The following is a 16,284-nucleotide window of genomic DNA, read 5'->3' as shown; positions in this document are numbered from 1 at the left end:
TCAATCTAAGCTAAAATTAAACTCTCAATCTGGCTTAAATCTTACTTCCCCATCGCCCGCAAGCTTACTTACATTTTTCTTCAATGGGAATACCATTAACATCGAGTAAAGCTCTTTTGGGTCCATGAATTGGATCTTCAACGATAATTGTTCGATCGCGACTAGCACCAACGGAAACGATCACGATCGGAACTTTCATAATTTCTGCTAAAAATTGAAGATAACGCAATGCTTCTTTGGGCAGATCTTCTAAAGAACGGCACTCTGTCGTCGGTTGCTGCCATCCTGGTAGAGTTTTATACACTGGTTCGCAAGTAGCAAAAGCACTGGCATTAGTGGGGAAATGATTACAAATAACGCCATTAATTTTATAGGCAACGCAGACCTTAATTTCCTCTAACTGGTCTAGGACATCCAGCTTGGTTATTGCCAGACAATCTAAACCATTAATGCGAACTGCATAGCGACCGATGACGGCATCGAACCAACCGCAACGCCGGCGACGACCTGTAGTAGTACCAAATTCTGCACCCCGATCGCACAATAAATTGCCAATTTCGCCTCCTAATTCGGTAGGAAAAGGTCCTTCACCAACGCGAGTGGTATAAGCTTTGGCTACGCCAATTACTCGGTCTATAGTGGTAGGACCAACTCCGGCTCCTACACACGCTCCTCCCGCAATCGGATTAGAAGAGGTAACGTAGGGATAGGTTCCGTGATCTAGATCGAGTAGAGTTCCCTGGGCTCCTTCAAACAAGATATTTTTTTTCTCTTGTACTGCCTCATAAATTTTGAGAGAGCTATCAACTACATGAGGGCGCAAACGCTCTGCATAAGTTAGATATTCTGCAATAATGAGTTCTGAGTCTAATGGAGGCAAATTATATAATTTTTCTAAAATTGCGTTTTTATAATCGATCGTCCACTTTAGCTGTTTGTGTAAATGTTCTTCGGAATTCATTAAATCTAAAACCCGAATTCCAGTTCTTTCTGATTTATCGGCATAGGTAGGACCGATCCCCCTACCAGTAGTACCGATTTTATATTCTCCTCGGCTCTCTTCCGACGCGCGATCGATCTGACGATGATAGGGCATCGTTACATGGGCGGTCTGTGAAATATATAAATTGTCTACCGATACGCCAAGAGCCTTGAGTTGGTCGATTTCCTCAATTAGCACTTGCGGATCGATTACCGTTCCCGAACCAATAATGCATTCTGTATTCGGATACAGAATACCAGAGGGGATCAAATGTAACTTAAAAGTTTGCCCCCGAACTACAACGGTATGTCCTGCATTAACTCCTCCTTGGGAGCGCACTACTACGTCTGCCGAGCGACTTAGCAGATCGGTTATTTTTCCTTTTCCTTCGTCACCCCATTGGGCACCGATAACGATAACGTTAGCCAAGGGTTTATTTACCAGCTAAAGTTTACACAAACTCTTATTATCTTCATTCATGGGTCAAACTGTCAACTTTTTTATTTTGCTGTTTGAACTAGAAATAACCGCACTTTACTTAGTAATAAAGCGCGGTAGCTCTTACGAGGGATAAATTTATAAATTTGAAGCAGTGGCGATTTGTTTAGTAAATTGCTGGATTGATCCGTTCTGCACCTTCAATCATCGAAGGAGCCGGTTCGGTAACGATAAAATTATCCAGATTAGCCTGCAAGCGTTCTTTTTGGCGTTCGCTCAAACCAGGAATGTTCAGTACGTCTTCTACGTTATCGTAAGGAGCATGTTGAATAATTTTGCTAGCCAGAGTAGGATAAAAACCTCTTAGCTGACGAAATTCTCTAACATTGCTGTTATTCAAATCTAGTTTTCCTCTTTCTAACTCGAGACGTTTGGCATCGGCACTGTTAACCCGTTCGGCAAGAATAGAGGGCGATCGCCAATTTAACAAATTTAATTCACTCGCTTGAGCTTGAGTAGCTTCCGTCAATGCCCAAGAACTAACAATTAGTAATAAGGCAGTAATAATACCTATTAATCTCTTCATCAACTTAATTCCTCCTAATTTAAACATATTTTACTTTCAGAGTCGCTCTCTGACTTAACAGCTTTGATGATTTTGTCAGAGATTACTTCGCCTCGACAGGGAGGGAGCGATTAGACGAGAGGATTCTCGCGATCGCCCACCAGCTTGCTTTGAGGCGGTTCTCGCTCTGACTTAGTCAGTTGTTGCCTTTAGATGGTTGTCAAGCCTCAAAAGACAAACTTAATTTTATTTAAAGATCTCCTTAATAATTATCATAATTGGTTCGAGTCACTTTTTGAACCACAATTTGCTGCCCGATCGGGATGCTCGACATGATGATAAATGTCGAGTACATTTTCGATTGAGCACATCAGCAACTAAAACCAATGAAACCAAATTATTGACAGCTAATAAATTGCTATTGAATTTACCCACAGACGCATTATCATTAAGTTCAGGATTGTTATTTTTTTATCAAAAGCCAGATTCTCAAAAATTACTAACCTTAAAAATTACTAACCTTAAAGGTTGTTTGAGAAGTCTACTTTGATATATTGAACCCCCCTAAATCCCCAAGATGAAGACCCCCTTCGGGTTCAGCAGTTTCGGGTTCAGCAGTTGCTCTTCAACAAAAATTCTCAAGATTAAGTCTTCGCACTGCTTCACCGTGCCACCTACAGGCACAAACGTCCGTACGTCGCCCAAACTTACGAATCCCCTTAAACTGCGCGTCAGTGTTCACAAATGCCTGTATCTCCAGGCAACGACCCCCTGAAAACTCACGCAGTTGCAGACCTGGAAATGGGCGTGTGGAGAACTTCCAACTATTCCCCCAGACTTTGAGGACTGGGGAGTAAAGATTCAGTAATAAACAAGTGGATATCACTTTTCAGATATCCTGTTAACAACAGAGCTTTGCAATAGATAGTCTAAAAATCGCTATGAGTAGTCGTTATCAACAAAAATCAGCTCCAAAAAAGTCAATCGTTCGGGAATTGACCATTTTAACTATTTCGATCGCCATATTTTGGGTCTTAGAAATTCTCGATTTTTTTGTATTTAGAGGTAGTTTAGATCGATACGGGATTCAACCTCAAGAATTTATCGGACTGCGCGGGATTATTTTCGCTCCCTTTCTGCACGGTGGATTCGGTCATCTAATCGCCAATACCATACCCTTTTTGGTTTTGGGGTGGTTAACTATGATCCAGGAAACCAGTGATTTTATTATCGTTTCTCTAATATCGGCAGTAGTGGGAGGCCTCGGAGTTTGGTTGTTCGCTCCTGCTAACTCAATTCATATCGGTGCGAGTATTTTAATTTACGGCTATCTTGGTTTCTTATTATTCAGGGGATACTTTCAAAAAAACATCCCTTCAGTCATTCTCTCCATAATCGTCTTTTTCGTTTATGGTGGCTATGTCTGGGGAGTTTTACCCTCTCAAATGGGTATTTCCTGGCAGGGACATTTGTTCGGTTTTATCGGTGGAGTAATTGCCGCTAGAGCGATCGCCAAAGAGAAGAAATATTACAAGTAAATTTGTCGCCATTTATAGCGATCGCTAGTTTTAATTGAGAACTTTATTTGCTTTATTGTTTCTCTCGATGGACAATGTTCGAAATTGAGCGTATCGATCTCATCCACCGCTGATTTTGGCTTTATAACCCAACTCAGTCAGGGTGTTCAACAGCTTTTGTTTGTGGTCGCCTTGAATTTCTAAAGTATCGTCTTTGATGGTACCGCCACTACCGCACTGACTTTTTAACTGCTTGAGCAATTTGCTTAGAGTTTCCGAATTGTGCTGAAATCTGGTCATTACGGTAACGGTTTTACCCTTACGTCCCGATCTCGTCGTCTGAATTCTAATATCTTGTTTTTCCGGGGGTAAATCGGGAACGGCTCTTTCTAATGCTGGGGAATTGTCAGTGCTTCCAAACTCCTGATAGACGATACGATTTTTTCCAGAATTGCGTTTAGTAGCCATTATTCCATCTAAAATGCTTTCTTTAATAGATTAGCAAGATTGGCAGTACTAATCATTGACGATCGCTAACCTCATTCCAATTATGCTATGGTGTCGCTCGAGCTTCTCAATGATGAAACTAGACTTACTGGTAAGCTAATATGTTGAAGAGCTTCCCGTAGTCAGTAAATAATTAGGTTGCTTGCTGCCAAGGTCGATAGCGTTGGGCGTAATAATCCAAAATTTGCTCGATTTGTTTCTGGTGGCGATCGCTTAGATTCTGGGGATATTCGAGCCATAAAGCTTCAATCTGACTTTTAGCGTAATCAAATTGCTCGCTCTCACTGCTTAGAGGACGGATAATCAATCCAGCCTCTACTTTCTCTACTTGTCGCAAATGAGCCGCTACTTCTCGATATACTGCTAGAGGTAGTTCGGGATTTACCAATCGATATTTAATTTTATTTTCCGTAACTGATGAGCGCATTCTGTTAACTCCATTGCACTATTAGCAATTGTTAGTATTGATATTCTGTATGCTCAGTTATTTAATCTGCCAAAATTCCTATTTTAGCGAGCGAAATCGTTGCATAATATAAAGATATACTAAGTATTTGACTAAGGGGGATCGTCAAAAAATTTGCCTAAATTACCCCATGTTATTGCGATCGCCATTCTAAAAACAAAATTGTAAGCTTAAAAATCGATTTAATATGAAAACTGTTTCCGATAGTAAAAGAGCTTTTTATACTCACCATACTCGACCAATTAATTCAGTTTACCGCAGGGTAATTGAAGAATTGTTAGTAGAAATGCATCTGCTGTCAGTTAATGCTGATTTTAAACCCGATCCTATTTATTACTTGGGAGTGGTGACTTCTTTCGAACGTTTGATGCAAGGTTATCAGCCAGAAAAAGATAAAGAGTCTATTTTTAATGCACTTTGCAAATCTACTGAGGGCAATCCTGAAGTTTATAAAGCCCAAGCGGGAACATTATTATCTCTGGCCCAAGATAAATCTTTTGAAGAGTTAATTGTTTGGTTGAGCAATCCTACCAGCGTAGAAGGCGTAGAAAATATTGTCGAACCGATTGAAGCGATCGCCAAAAATCCAAATTTTAAGTACAGTCGTCCTTTTGGAATCGGTTTGTATACTCTTTTAGAAGAAGCGAATTTAGAGTTACTTCAAGATGAAAAGAAACGCAACGAAGCTTTAGAAGCACTTGCAGAAAAACTCAATTTACCAGAAGAAAAATTAAAAAAAGACTTAGAACTTTACCGCAGCAATTTAGAAAAAATGGAACAGCTTCTGAAAGTAATTGAAGACGTTCTCCAAGCAGGTCGCAAGCAAAGGGAAAGACGAGAAAAAGACAAGCAAGCTAAAGAAACCGCTACTGAATGATTATCTTTGGTTTTGTGAGGTGAGCGCCTCTCACCTCGAGCGATTATCTTGAATTAGTTTTTCAATTAAGAACTGAATCAACTATTATTCAGACACCTTGCGTTCTACTTCAGTTAATCGGCGATCGATATTTCTCACGTCTTCTTTGAGTTCGATTAACAATGTAGCCAAGCGTTCGTAAAGGGGATCGCTAGGTCCAATGGCTTCTCCGGCGACTATTGGGGGATTGCCCGATCTAGATCTGGGTTCGGCTTGTAATTTATTAGGTCTAGAAAGATCGCTGCGTCTCGATTGTCTCAAACGGGCGATTTCTCCTTCCAATCGATTGATTCTAGTTCGTAAGCTACTAATTTCGGCATTTATACCAGTAATACTTTGTGCCGATGCTCTGGGATGAGTAATCAGTTGAATAGAAATAAATATGCTGGCAATTGATAATAGGCTAATACCAATACGGCTTAGAGAGCGCGTTTTAAACAAAGGTTTCATGGTTTTATTTCAACTAGAAGTTTACGATATCTAGTAGCTATTTTTCGAGCAATTTTAGATATCATTGAGAATTTTTTATACAGCGGCGTGTCATACTAATTACTATTGTGACAACCGTTTATTTTTGAGTGAATTAAGTTTTTATGTGCTTAATATCTCTAGATACCACTGTATTTCCTCTTTCTAATTTTAATATTTTAGTTATAAAGCGAGCGGCCGTCTCTTGGAGGAAACGGCTGATAACTATGGGCTAATAATTTCTAACTTTTGAGCGATGCGATCGCATCTTGGTTTGCATCGCCCTAAAAATTTGTTGTTAAAGGGTCAAAGATTGAGCGTCGGTTTCGATTAATTTAGCTAGATCTTGTAAGAAAGCAGCAGCTTGCACGCCGTAGATGATGCGGTGATCGCAGGTGATATTAACTTTCATCTGTCGCCGTACGCCAAACATTCCCGCTTCATTGGCTACGAGTTGCGGACGAGAGCCGCCAATAGCAAGAATAGAGCCTTGTCCGGGAGGTAAAATGGCATCAAAATTATCCACGCCAAACATTCCCAAGTTGGACAGAGTAAAAGTACCGGTGTTATACTCTTCTGGCTGGAGTTGTTTGGCTCTGGCACGAGCTACTAAGTCTTTCCAAGTACGAGACAAAGAATAGATATCCACTTCATCGGCACGACGCAGCACGGGCGTAATCAAACCTCCGTCGGGCATTGCTACGGCTAGGGCAATATTAATTTCCGAACTATATTTAATCGCACTATCGCCATATCCGGCATTGAGGATAGAATGCTGTTGCAAAGTTACCGCAACTGCTTTGGCTAGTAGAGCAGTCATGGTTACTCCTTTGGGTTTGATTTTTTTATAGAGTTCGTCTAAAGCGTCGGTAAAGATCGTATAGGAGACATGGTATGTCGGAACTTCCAGACTAGCTACCATATTTTGCACCACCGCTTTTTGTAAAGTATTTAGCGGTACGGTTTCTCCAGGAGTTACTCTTTCCGATTGAGATGTGGTCTGGGGTGCGGTTACTGCTGGAGAAAAAGTACGAGGAACCGATCGCTCGTCGGTTTTTTGAGGTTGGGAGATAGTAGGCTGTGGTTTTTTTTGTTCTGTGGTGGTTTTACCTGCGGCTCGTTCGATGTCAGTTGCCACAATACGTCCATAGGGACCGCTACCTTTACCTTGTAAGGTTTGTAAATCTACCTTAAGCTCTTTAGCTAGCTTTTTCGCTCGAGGAGAGGCAACGAGCCTGTCACTTTTGCCATTACTGCCATTGCTGCTAGGAGGAGCTGTAGTAGCCGTAGTAGCAGCTGCGGCAACAGGTGGGGTTTCTGGTGGTGGAGTTGGAGCAGAAGTGCTGGTTTCTCCGGATTTCGCTTGTTGTTGAGCCGCTTCAATTTCGTCTTCGGTTTCGGCAATCAAAGCGATCGCTTCACCTACAGGAGCTTCATTTCCCGCTTCAACTAAAATTGCCGCTAAATAACCTTCATTAAAAGATTCGACATCCATGTCGGCTTTGTCCGACTCGACCACTACCACTGTCTCTCCTTTTTCAACCTTATCTCCAGGAGATTTTACCCATTCGACAATTTTACCTTCGGTCATCGTGGAGCTAAGTGCGGGCATAAAAATATCGTGAATCATGGTAGCAGTCTATTTCCTGAATAATTACTAAATAAATAATATAGTTGTCTCAAACAAGATTGAATATAAACTCAATCGTACCATTTAGCGTCGGGCTAGCTGGGGAGTTTTTCCCGTCAGACCCGTCATGAACTTGAGAGCGAAAATTTTCAGAGGTTGGAAATGATTCATTAAGAATAAACCCCAACGGCGGATAGTAACTACAGGCAACCAGTTGTTAGAAAACAGGCGGTCTAACAAATCGGTAAACCCCAAAACGACAAGATTTTCCAGCTTACGCCAGTTCTGATAACGCTGTAGCACTTTCGGCGTGCCGATGTCTTCACCTTTGCTAGTAGCCAGCATCAGGATCTGTGCCAAACTAGCCGCATCTCTAATACCTAAATTCAAACCCTGTCCGCCAACTGGATGGCAGCAGTGAGCCGCATCGCCAATTAAAGCTAGTCGCGAATCGATGTAGCGAGCGCATTGCATTAACTGTACCGGGAATAAAAAGCGATCGCTGACTAATTGTAAGTCTCCCAATGCTCCTCCAGTATGTTTTTGCAGTTCGGACAAAAATTCCGTTGCTTCCAACTGCTGTAGAGCTTTGGCTCTAGCATGAGGATTAGTCCAGACGATCTGACAGCGATTTCCTAGCAACGGTAAAACTCCCATCGGTCCGGTAGTGTGAAATTTTTCAAAAGCAATATCGTTGCGCGCTGCGGTATGTTTGACCGTAAAAGCTACGCAAGACTGCCAGTATTTCCAACCGCGAGTTTTAATTCCTGCTAGAGTGCGAATGCGCGATCGCGCTCCGTCAGCACCGATAACTAACTTGGTTTTAATCGACTGGGATTTTTCCTCTAGTTTTACTTCAACAGTAGCAACGGAGCGATCGGTTTCTACATTGATTACTTCAGCAGGAGACAACCAACTAACATTGGGACAGTTTGCCTTGAGATGATCTTGTAGAGCGGTTAGTACGATATTGTGCTGGGCAACATATCCTAAATGTTCCGTATTTAAATCTCGAGTGTTAAATTTAACCGCCGAGATGCGATCGCCGTCAGAAAGGTCGATTTGAGTAAATTTGCCTAAATGAGGAAAAATTTCATCCCATACGCCAATTCCCTGATAGATGCGACTAGAAAGCAGAGAAAAAGCATATGCCTGCTGCTTAGCGGCAGCGGCAGCTAGAGTTTTGGCTTCAATAATAATTATTTTTAGTCCAGAATCTTTAAGGGCTGAAGCTATTGTCGTGCCGACGATTCCGCCACCGACTATAACTATATCTGATTCTAAGTGATTAATATTTTTGTATTGCTCTTGGGTCTGTTCTAAAAGCATTACTGAGGAAGATTTAAGAAAATGATATATATGTTTACATTTTCTCTTATTTTGACGCGCTCATCACCAGAGAACAAGAAACTAATTATTAAATTGCCATTTGTCACTCGTTAATAGTGCACTAAAAGATCGAACACAACAATTAGAGGAGCTTACCTGGTAAATCTTTATTACTGTCCGAATTCCAAACGAGCCCTTTCGACAATTGTCGAGGTGACTTCTTCCGACTCCGCAGTGCGGGCTAACTCCTCGATGCGTTGGCGTGCTTGGGGACGAACGAAGAAAGGAATTTTTCTCAGTTTTTCCTTTGCTTCCGGTGTCCAATGCAAATCGTCCATTAAATTGAAATTATTCATCGCTATTTTTGATTTTTGATATTGTAGACCTACTGCGATCTTACACTTCAAAACTCTCTAAACCTACTCGAGCTTAGGCAAAATTAACTATGAAACAGTAGGAGTAAATAAGAATTACTTGCTACTAACGATATACAATTTGACATTGCTGAGTAAATAATCGCCGCTTAAACGCTCATCAGCTTGAAATTCACGACTAACGACTCACTGATAACAATTATCTATCTCAATTTTTACGGAAAGCACGAGCTTTTACCATTTTCGCAAAAGACCTATCCTTACTTATTAAGCAACACCGATAATTTAATCTAATTTTCCATCAACCAATCCATTAAAACCATAAACTTCTCGATTACCAGCATAAGCTACTAACTCTACTTCTTTTTCATCTCCTGGTTCAAAGCGTACGGCAGTACCTGCGGGAATGTTAAGACGCATTCCTTTAGTGGCCTCGCGATCGAATTTTAGAGCCGAATTGACTTCATAAAAATGAAAGTGAGAACCCACTTGAATTGGACGATCGCCCGTACTAACTACACGAATCGTTTTAGTTTCTTTTCCAGCATTGAGTTCGATTTCACCTTCGGGAGTAAAAATTTCACCTGGAATCATGATATTTGTTAATAGTCGATTGTCGTTATTAGTCCTCAGCTTTTATTGAATCGGATGGTGAACGGTGACTAATTTCGTACCGTCGGGAAAAGTTGCTTCTACCTGAACTTCAGAGATCATTTCGGGAATTCCTTCCATTACCTCATCGGCAGAAAGTAAAGTCTTGCCAAAACTCATCAATTCGCTGACGCTCTTGCCTTCTCTAGCCCCTTCTAAAATTGCTGCCGAAATGTAGGCGATCGCTTCTGGATAGTTTAATTTCAGTCCTTTGTCTTTGCGCCTTTCGGCTAGTAGGGCAACAGTAAAAATAGTCAGTTTATCTTGTTCTTGAGGAGAAAGTTTCATCGGCGTAGTTATCGAGCGGAAAATACTAGTGAATAACAGTATAAAACAGCATTCGAGAAAACTAATTCGATTCTGTTTCTAATTGTTGCCGGGCTTTTTCCCATCTTTCTTCCGCATTCGCCATAACCTGTTCTAGTTTTTCGGTTATTTCTCCAGGATATTCCTCTAAAACTCTAGTTGAAAGAGACATCCGATTTTTGTATTCGTCAATTTCTTTGATAACTACTTTAATTTCCTGACCTACTTTGAAAAGTGTAGTTAGAGATTCAATGTGAGTATTGCTGACTTCGCGGATATGCAGCAAACCAGTCGCGCCACCGAGATCGACAAACACCCCATAGGGCTTAATATTGACAATTTTACCCGTCATCAGTTCTCCCTGGGCGATTTTAGTCATAGCCACAGCACGCATGGCATCCCGTTGAGAGAGGACTAACTTTCTTTGTTCGGGATTGACCTCTAAAAAAGTAGCGGTTAATAGTTGACCGACAAGGGATTCGAGATGATCTCGCTGTTGCAAGTGCGATCGCGGGATAAATGCTCTCAGTCCTTCAACTTCTCCCGTAATTCCGCCTTTATTAACTCCCGTAACTCTTATCTGAGTAGATTTACCGCTTTCGGCAATTTCAGCTATTCTTTCCCAGGCCTTATCGATCTCTAGTTGACGGACTGAAAGAGTAACTTGACCATCGGAGTTTTGTTCTCTGATAATCAGAAATTCTCGTTCTCGATTGAGAGGTAAAATTTCTGCTAAGTTATCGACTACGTCCAAAGCAGCTTCTCGAGCAGGTACGAAACCAGGTGACTTACCACCAATATCTACATACGCACCTTCAGGAGCGATTTGAATTACTTTGCCTCTTATTTTTTGCCCTTTAGCAAAATCATAATCGTATTGTTCGAGAGCATTGGCAAAATCTTCCATCGAGAAGGATTGAGAGGATTTGGCAGAGGAAGTAAAATCGGAATTCATGTTAAGTTCGATTGTTCGACAGTACGGCAGTAAAAATTCTTCAGGATTGAGAATTATTAATTTGGCTAAATAAGTCTAACACTTTTCCCCAGGCATCTTCTGCTGCTTCTGGACTATAACTGTCTCGGCGATCGCACATAAAGCCGTGAGTCGCACCTTCGTAGCGAAATACTTTATGGGAAATATTTCGAGCTTGTAATTCGGCTTCGATTTGCTGAGTTTGTTCGTTGGGAATTAAAGGATCTTCCGTACCGAAAAAGAGATAAATAGTTCCTGTAATGTTTTTAGTGCGAGTTATGGTTGGTTGTTCTTCTCCGGGACACCAAGTGGCAATTTGTGCGCCATAAAAAGAAGCAGTTACTCTCACCTCAGGTAAAGTAGCGGCTAGGTAAACTACATGACCGCCAAAGCAAAAGCCAATAGTGCCTACTCCTCCCGATTGTATTTGGGGCAAAGTGTAAAGATAGTTAATGGTAGCTTGAATATCGTTGAGTAATTCCGTCACCGAGGTTTGATTTTTATATTTTCTGCCGATCTCCATGTCTTTATCGGTATAACCCGTTTCAAACCCCGGTGCTTGACGCTGATATATGGCTGGAGCGATCGCGATATATCCTTCTTTGGCGATTCTTTCGGTAATATCTCGGATATGTTCGTTTACACCAAAGATTTCCTGAATCACGATGATGCCGGGATAAGTTCCTTCTGCTTCTGGCTGAGCTAAATAGGCATCGATCGCAACATCGACACTTTGAACTTTGATAGATTCAGTAGAAATTGCTGTAGTCATGGGATTAATCCTAGATACTCTTGCTGTCTAAATTCTAGAGCGATTGCCACCTCAAACCGAGATAAAATTCGTTTCTTTATTGTTAATTAAGAATTTAAAATTGCTCTGGTATCAAACTTCACTGCAAATCAAATTATTTTAGCTGTATCTTCGATCGGCATAAACGAGCAATTGTCTTGCTGGAATCGTCAAGAGTTGAGCTCTAACTAGCGATCGCTCGCAATAACTCGATATGGGAACTGCGCCGCGAGAACGCTTATGAACGCTTTAAATTTAACCGTCAAACAAAAAGACTTTCCAACCGAGGGAGCCATCGAAACTTACAGCCAACTCGATGAGTTTCTCGATATTTTGCAACTACTAATTCGCGAACCTTCGGTAGTTGATAGTGAAGACTCTTTTTTTCGCGTACTCCGTCGAGAATTAGAATAAGCGTGTAGATGTTAGTTACTATCATGGCGTTCTCGTCTACTTAACAAAGACGTTTTTGTCGCGGCTCAAAACCGAGAACGAAGTAAAACCTTATCTTTGGGTCGGACTGAATTGGGTCGTCTAGTTGCAGCAACCGAAGGACAAATTAACGGTACTACTTTGCAAATTCCCACCACTGGCTATTATACTCCTAACGAAACTGCCTCGCTGTCATCGATCGCCGCAGCAATTGAGTTATTAATGTCTTATCTCAATTAATCTTTTTCCAAATTAATAATTTCCACGGGTTCGATCGCCTCTGCTGGCTCAAAGCTAAATATACGAGAGTAAAAGTAAAATTCGCCGTCTAATGCCCTTTTAATATTTTCCGCACTGCGAAATCCGTGTCCTTCATTGGGAAAGGTCACGTAAGCTACGGGTAATCCTTTGGCTTTAATAGCCTCAAACATCATCTCGGCTTGATTGGGAGGAACGACTTTATCCTCTAATCCCTGAAAAAAGATAACGGGACATTCTAAACTGTCTGTATGATATATTGGCGAGCGCGCTTGATAAATTTCTCGCTCTTGAGGATATTGACCGACTAACCTATCGAAATAACGAGATTCAAACTTGTGAGTATCTCTGGCTAAAATCTCTAGGTCACACACGCCATAATGACTGGCACCTGCCTTAAAAGTATCGCGAAAAGTTAATACTGCCAGCGTCGTATACCCCCCCGCACTACCACCGGTAATAACTAATCTGTCTTTATCGACTCTACCGCGAGCGACTAAATATTTAGCTGCATTAACGCAATCATCTACATCAACAATGCCCCAATTATCCTCTAGTCGTTGACGATATTCACGACCATAACCAATACTGCCGCCATAGTTAACATCTAAATAGCCAAAACCCCGACTCGTCCAATACTGAATTCTCAAATTGAGATTGACCGAAGCGGCAGCGGTAGGACCGCCATGACTTTTGACTATCAGTGGCGGTAATTCTCCCTCTGGTGCGGTGTAATCTTTATTTTGCGGTGGATAGTACCAAGCGTAAGCGGTTAAATCATTTTCCGTGGGAAAAGCAATTGCCTCTGGTTGAGACAAATAGCCAGCATCGATTTCTAGTTGGCTGCTGCGTTTGAGGATCTGGGTTTCTAAAGTATTTAGGTTTAGTTTTACTACAGCTGTGGTTTCCGTAGGGGAACCACCGATAAAGACCACCTCACCATTACCGGTAGTTTGTAAGTCGGAAATACTGCTATAAGGAGTGGCGATTTCCTCAAATTGTTTGGTTTTGGTACGGATTTTACCTAAGTGCCAGCTGCCGTTGGCAGAATAAGCACATACCAAACAATCCGCACCGCTAAAAGCATAGGTAGATAAACCAAATACCCAGTGCGGATAGGCGAACTCCGCTGCCATCTCGTGTAGAATTTCTACCTTACCGTCTGGGTTGCGGCGATACAAGTTCCACCAATTAGTGCGATCGCTAGAAAAATATAATCTACCATCATCAGACCATTTGGGTTCGCAGATCGATTCAGCTCGATCTCCTGCCACTAGTTGGGGTTGACCTAAAGAGCCGTCTGAGTTTACCTCTGCCAACCACAAATAAGTACCATCCCAAGGCATATCGGGATGATTCCAACTCAACCAAGCGAGTTGTTTGCCATTTCGACTCAAACGAGGTGCGGCATAAAAATCATCACCACTAACTAAATTCTGAACTTTTCCCGTAGTTAGATCGATAGTGACTATAGTATTAACTGCCTCCCGATCTTGCTGAGAATGGTCTTCACAAATAGCAATTAGGCGATGGTTTTGGCGGTCTAAAATTAAATCTGCGTAGCGCAATGATGATTCTGTTGTTAATGCTTGGGGTGATTCTCCTTCTCTCTGTCGATAGAGACGATTATCTCCATAATGAGAAAAATAAATGTTCTCATCGGCAACTAAAAATGCACCACCTCCATATTCATGTACTTTGGTTCGGACATTATAAGGTGCTGGAGTAACATCGCTTACCCCTTCATTTCGCCAGTGGACTAAGACGTTGCGTCCTTTTTCTGTAGGACGTTTTTCTAACCAATAGATTTGAGTTCCATCTACAGCAACATTACTAAGTCCAATAGTTTGAGAGACAATTAGATCGGAGCTAATTGGCGATCTCCAAGAGCCGGAAGGGGCGACATTCATAAGTTTGAGCTATTAACGGACAACTAAAGTTTGAATTGAGATTAGCAATCCAATACTTAATTATTTTTACAGTTTGTGCGAGCAATTATTATAGTACTATCGCTAGTATGTTAAGTAAGATAGAAAAAATTGACTGTAGCACGACAATAGCATAAAATGAAGCGATATTTATGGAATCAGTCTAATTTATTGTGCTAACAATCGCTATCGTACTCAGGATTAATTGGCGATTGACACCAGACTAACAAAAATTTGTTCTCATCCAGCAATTTAGTTTTTGCAGTTTTTGTTGTTTGAGATTCACTTACTCATAAGTTGCTACGATCGATTATCTTAAAAGATCGTGTTAACTACATTTGGAGAGACAAATAAACAGTTCACTCGCGGACTTGTTGGGCTTTTATGAAAATTAGCCACAATTTTTGTTACAATAGTTAACAAATTAAGGTATTCTAGATTTAGTCGGAATCTAGTGACACGACAAGAAGCGGCTTAAATACATCTAGATATAGCAGCTGCAAAGTCCAAACTAAAGAGCCATAGCTCGAGGTAAGTCACATTTGACGAACTGTAACGATTCGGCAAAATATTTGTTTCTAAAATTTCTAGTTAACAAAAGTACAACAAAATCTCATTAACTAGACCGCAATCCAGTTTAAATTGAATGCCACTCCCGCAACTCAACTGCTGGTAGTTCCAACCAACTTCACTCAATCTCGGAAACTAACAACGCGTCATGAAAACAGCCAAAAAATCTAACGACCTGGTTAGAAGTTATTTGAAAGAAATAGGTCGCGTTCCTCTACTAACTCACGAGGAAGAAATTCTCTATTCTAAAAGAGTTCAAAAAGCGATCGCCATCGAAAGAATTAAAGAATCCCTTCAGGAAAAGCTAGGTCAAGAACCCACAGAAGAACAATGGGCACAAGCAGCAGAAATATCTCCCAAGCAGTTGCGTTCGATAATCGAAGCAGGCGAAGCCGCCAAACGCAAAATGGTAGAAGCTAATCTTCGCTTGGTAGTCTCTGTTGCTAAAAAATACCTCAAGCGCAATCTCGACCTTCTCGATTTAATTCAGGAAGGAACCATCGGCATGCAAAGAGGTGTAGAAAAATTCGATCCGACCAAAGGTTATCGTTTTTCAACTTATGCCTATTGGTGGATTCGTCAAGCGATTACCAGAGCGATCGCCGAAAAAGGTAGAACGATTCGTCTGCCAATTCATATTACCGAAAAGCTCAACAAAATTAAAAAAGCCCAGCGACAATTAGCACAACAAAAAGGCAGAACGGCAAGTATCGGGGAGCTAGCTGAAGAATTGGACTTAACTCCAAAACAGGTGCGCGACTATTTAGAAAAGTCCCGCCAACCAATATCACTCGATGTTAGAGTCGGTGATAATAATGACACCGAACTAGGCGACATGTTAGAAGATACGGGACAATCTCCAGAAGATTTTGCCACCTATTCTTCATTACAAAGAGACCTAGATAGGTTGATGGGAGATTTGACTAGTCAACAGCGAGAAGTAATTTCGTTGCGTTTTGGTTTAAATGACGGTAAACCCATGACTCTAGCTAAAATTGGTGATTGTTTGAGCATTAGTAGAGAACGGGTGCGGCAGATAGAACGGGAAGCACTTTCAAAACTACGCAAGCGCAAAACTGCAATTCGTGAATACTTGGCAAGTTAAAAAGCGACATCGCACTGCTGGTAGTTCGGAAAATTCGATTCCGGCAGTTCGGTAAGATCGACATAGACAAAAGACTATA

General features: G+C 41.3%; 18 protein-coding genes. 5 read left to right on the top strand and 13 right to left on the bottom strand.

The window, feature by feature from the left end:
- Nucleotides 1–64 precede the first annotated feature (64 nt).
- Both ACLFKQ_RS10920 and psbU read right to left on the bottom strand, forming a co-directional pair.
- Complete coding sequence (locus tag ACLFKQ_RS10920; RefSeq protein ID WP_448999847.1) at nt 65–1,411, bottom strand: adenylosuccinate synthase; 1,347 nt, start codon at nt 1,409–1,411, stop codon at nt 65–67.
- A 175-nt stretch (nt 1,412–1,586) separates the two neighbouring features.
- Nucleotides 1,587–2,006, bottom strand: coding sequence for a photosystem II complex extrinsic protein PsbU (gene psbU / locus ACLFKQ_RS10915; RefSeq protein ID WP_448999846.1), 420 nt, complete (start codon nt 2,004–2,006; stop codon nt 1,587–1,589).
- Between the two features lie 920 nt (nt 2,007–2,926).
- Between psbU and ACLFKQ_RS10910 the strand changes: the two genes are divergently transcribed.
- The gene (locus tag ACLFKQ_RS10910) at nt 2,927–3,523 is read left to right on the top strand and encodes a rhomboid family intramembrane serine protease (protein WP_448999845.1); all 597 of its coding nucleotides are present in this window, start codon (nt 2,927–2,929) and stop codon (nt 3,521–3,523) included.
- Nucleotides 3,524–3,622: 99 nt separating this feature from the next.
- Here ACLFKQ_RS10910 and ACLFKQ_RS10905 read toward each other — a convergent pair whose 3' ends face one another.
- The gene (locus tag ACLFKQ_RS10905; protein WP_448999844.1) at nt 3,623–3,970 is read right to left on the bottom strand and encodes a translation initiation factor; all 348 of its coding nucleotides are present in this window, start codon (nt 3,968–3,970) and stop codon (nt 3,623–3,625) included.
- Between the two features lie 172 nt (nt 3,971–4,142).
- Nucleotides 4,143–4,436 (bottom strand): hypothetical protein, encoded by a 294-nt coding sequence (locus ACLFKQ_RS10900; RefSeq protein ID WP_448999843.1) that lies wholly within the window; start codon nt 4,434–4,436, stop codon nt 4,143–4,145.
- A 226-nt stretch (nt 4,437–4,662) separates the two neighbouring features.
- Here ACLFKQ_RS10900 and psb29 point away from each other — a divergent pair, with 226 nt between their 5' ends.
- Complete coding sequence (psb29, locus tag ACLFKQ_RS10895; RefSeq protein ID WP_448999842.1) at nt 4,663–5,352, top strand: photosystem II biogenesis protein Psp29; 690 nt, start codon at nt 4,663–4,665, stop codon at nt 5,350–5,352.
- Between the two features lie 84 nt (nt 5,353–5,436).
- On the opposite strand, the gene ACLFKQ_RS10890 is transcribed toward psb29, so the two are convergent.
- The 8 genes from ACLFKQ_RS10890 to ACLFKQ_RS10855 all read right to left on the bottom strand — a co-directional run bounded on the left by ACLFKQ_RS10890 (nt 5,437) and on the right by ACLFKQ_RS10855 (nt 11,894).
- On the bottom strand, nt 5,437–5,841 hold the full coding sequence (locus tag ACLFKQ_RS10890; protein ID WP_448999841.1) for a hypothetical protein: 405 nt from the start codon (nt 5,839–5,841) through the stop codon (nt 5,437–5,439).
- Nucleotides 5,842–6,157: 316 nt separating this feature from the next.
- Nucleotides 6,158–7,489, bottom strand: coding sequence for a dihydrolipoamide acetyltransferase family protein (locus ACLFKQ_RS10885; RefSeq protein ID WP_448999840.1), 1,332 nt, complete (start codon nt 7,487–7,489; stop codon nt 6,158–6,160).
- An 84-nt stretch (nt 7,490–7,573) separates the two neighbouring features.
- Nucleotides 7,574–8,818, bottom strand: coding sequence for an FAD-dependent hydroxylase (locus ACLFKQ_RS10880; protein WP_448999839.1), 1,245 nt, complete (start codon nt 8,816–8,818; stop codon nt 7,574–7,576).
- A gap of 170 nt (nt 8,819–8,988) precedes the next feature.
- Nucleotides 8,989–9,174 carry a PCP reductase family protein gene (locus tag ACLFKQ_RS10875; RefSeq protein ID WP_448999838.1) on the bottom strand — a complete coding sequence of 62 codons (186 nt, stop codon included), beginning with the start codon at nt 9,172–9,174 and terminating at the stop codon, nt 8,989–8,991.
- Nucleotides 9,175–9,477: 303 nt separating this feature from the next.
- A complete protein-coding gene (gene ureB / locus ACLFKQ_RS10870; protein ID WP_448999837.1) occupies nt 9,478–9,786 on the bottom strand; it encodes an urease subunit beta in 309 nt (102 codons plus the stop codon).
- A 42-nt stretch (nt 9,787–9,828) separates the two neighbouring features.
- A complete protein-coding gene (ureA, locus tag ACLFKQ_RS10865) occupies nt 9,829–10,131 on the bottom strand; it encodes an urease subunit gamma (protein WP_448999836.1) in 303 nt (100 codons plus the stop codon).
- Nucleotides 10,132–10,192: 61 nt separating this feature from the next.
- Nucleotides 10,193–11,104: a S1 RNA-binding domain-containing protein gene (locus tag ACLFKQ_RS10860; RefSeq protein ID WP_448999835.1), complete on the bottom strand. Its 912-nt coding sequence runs from the start codon at nt 11,102–11,104 to the stop codon at nt 10,193–10,195.
- Between the two features lie 40 nt (nt 11,105–11,144).
- Nucleotides 11,145–11,894 (bottom strand): dienelactone hydrolase family protein, encoded by a 750-nt coding sequence (locus ACLFKQ_RS10855; protein ID WP_448999834.1) that lies wholly within the window; start codon nt 11,892–11,894, stop codon nt 11,145–11,147.
- Between the two features lie 258 nt (nt 11,895–12,152).
- On the opposite strand from ACLFKQ_RS10855, the gene ACLFKQ_RS10850 reads away from it, so the two are divergent.
- Complete coding sequence (locus ACLFKQ_RS10850; protein ID WP_448999833.1) at nt 12,153–12,326, top strand: hypothetical protein; 174 nt, start codon at nt 12,153–12,155, stop codon at nt 12,324–12,326.
- A 96-nt stretch (nt 12,327–12,422) separates the two neighbouring features.
- Nucleotides 12,423–12,584 carry a hypothetical protein gene (locus tag ACLFKQ_RS10845; protein WP_448999832.1) on the top strand — a complete coding sequence of 54 codons (162 nt, stop codon included), beginning with the start codon at nt 12,423–12,425 and terminating at the stop codon, nt 12,582–12,584.
- Here the strand turns inward: ACLFKQ_RS10845 and ACLFKQ_RS10840 are convergent.
- Complete coding sequence (locus ACLFKQ_RS10840) at nt 12,581–14,512, bottom strand: S9 family peptidase (protein ID WP_448999831.1); 1,932 nt, start codon at nt 14,510–14,512, stop codon at nt 12,581–12,583. The genes ACLFKQ_RS10845 and ACLFKQ_RS10840 overlap by 4 nt on opposite strands.
- 736 nt (nt 14,513–15,248) lie before the next feature.
- On the opposite strand from ACLFKQ_RS10840, the gene ACLFKQ_RS10835 reads away from it, so the two are divergent.
- A complete protein-coding gene (locus ACLFKQ_RS10835; protein WP_448999830.1) occupies nt 15,249–16,205 on the top strand; it encodes an RNA polymerase sigma factor, RpoD/SigA family in 957 nt (318 codons plus the stop codon).
- The last annotated feature ends 79 nt before the right edge of the window (nt 16,206–16,284 follow it).

It is taken from the genome of Myxosarcina sp. GI1(2024) (genome assembly GCF_053543375.1).
This window is presented reverse-complemented; position numbering and strand designations above follow the sequence as displayed.

Bases quoted from the DNA above. Each gene is read 5' to 3' on its own strand.
- ACLFKQ_RS10910 (WP_448999845.1), top strand. From the start codon at position 2,927: ATGAGTAGTCGTTATCAACAAAAATCAGCTCCAAAAAAGTCAATCGTT.
- ACLFKQ_RS10850 (WP_448999833.1), top strand. From the start codon at position 12,153: ATGAACGCTTTAAATTTAACCGTCAAACAAAAAGACTTTCCAACCGAG.
- ACLFKQ_RS10835 (WP_448999830.1), top strand. From the start codon at position 15,249: ATGAAAACAGCCAAAAAATCTAACGACCTGGTTAGAAGTTATTTGAAA.
- ACLFKQ_RS10880 (WP_448999839.1), bottom strand. From the start codon at position 8,818: ATGCTTTTAGAACAGACCCAAGAGCAATACAAAAATATTAATCACTTA.
- ACLFKQ_RS10885 (WP_448999840.1), bottom strand. From the start codon at position 7,489: ATGATTCACGATATTTTTATGCCCGCACTTAGCTCCACGATGACCGAA.
- psb29 (WP_448999842.1), top strand. From the start codon at position 4,663: ATGAAAACTGTTTCCGATAGTAAAAGAGCTTTTTATACTCACCATACT.
- ACLFKQ_RS10875 (WP_448999838.1), bottom strand. From the start codon at position 9,174: ATGAATAATTTCAATTTAATGGACGATTTGCATTGGACACCGGAAGCA.
- ACLFKQ_RS10905 (WP_448999844.1), bottom strand. From the start codon at position 3,970: ATGGCTACTAAACGCAATTCTGGAAAAAATCGTATCGTCTATCAGGAG.
- ureB (WP_448999837.1), bottom strand. From the start codon at position 9,786: ATGATTCCAGGTGAAATTTTTACTCCCGAAGGTGAAATCGAACTCAAT.
- psbU (WP_448999846.1), bottom strand. From the start codon at position 2,006: ATGAAGAGATTAATAGGTATTATTACTGCCTTATTACTAATTGTTAGT.
- ACLFKQ_RS10860 (WP_448999835.1), bottom strand. From the start codon at position 11,104: ATGAATTCCGATTTTACTTCCTCTGCCAAATCCTCTCAATCCTTCTCG.
- ACLFKQ_RS10900 (WP_448999843.1), bottom strand. From the start codon at position 4,436: ATGCGCTCATCAGTTACGGAAAATAAAATTAAATATCGATTGGTAAAT.
- ureA (WP_448999836.1), bottom strand. From the start codon at position 10,131: ATGAAACTTTCTCCTCAAGAACAAGATAAACTGACTATTTTTACTGTT.
- ACLFKQ_RS10840 (WP_448999831.1), bottom strand. From the start codon at position 14,512: ATGAATGTCGCCCCTTCCGGCTCTTGGAGATCGCCAATTAGCTCCGAT.
- ACLFKQ_RS10855 (WP_448999834.1), bottom strand. From the start codon at position 11,894: ATGACTACAGCAATTTCTACTGAATCTATCAAAGTTCAAAGTGTCGAT.
- ACLFKQ_RS10890 (WP_448999841.1), bottom strand. From the start codon at position 5,841: ATGAAACCTTTGTTTAAAACGCGCTCTCTAAGCCGTATTGGTATTAGC.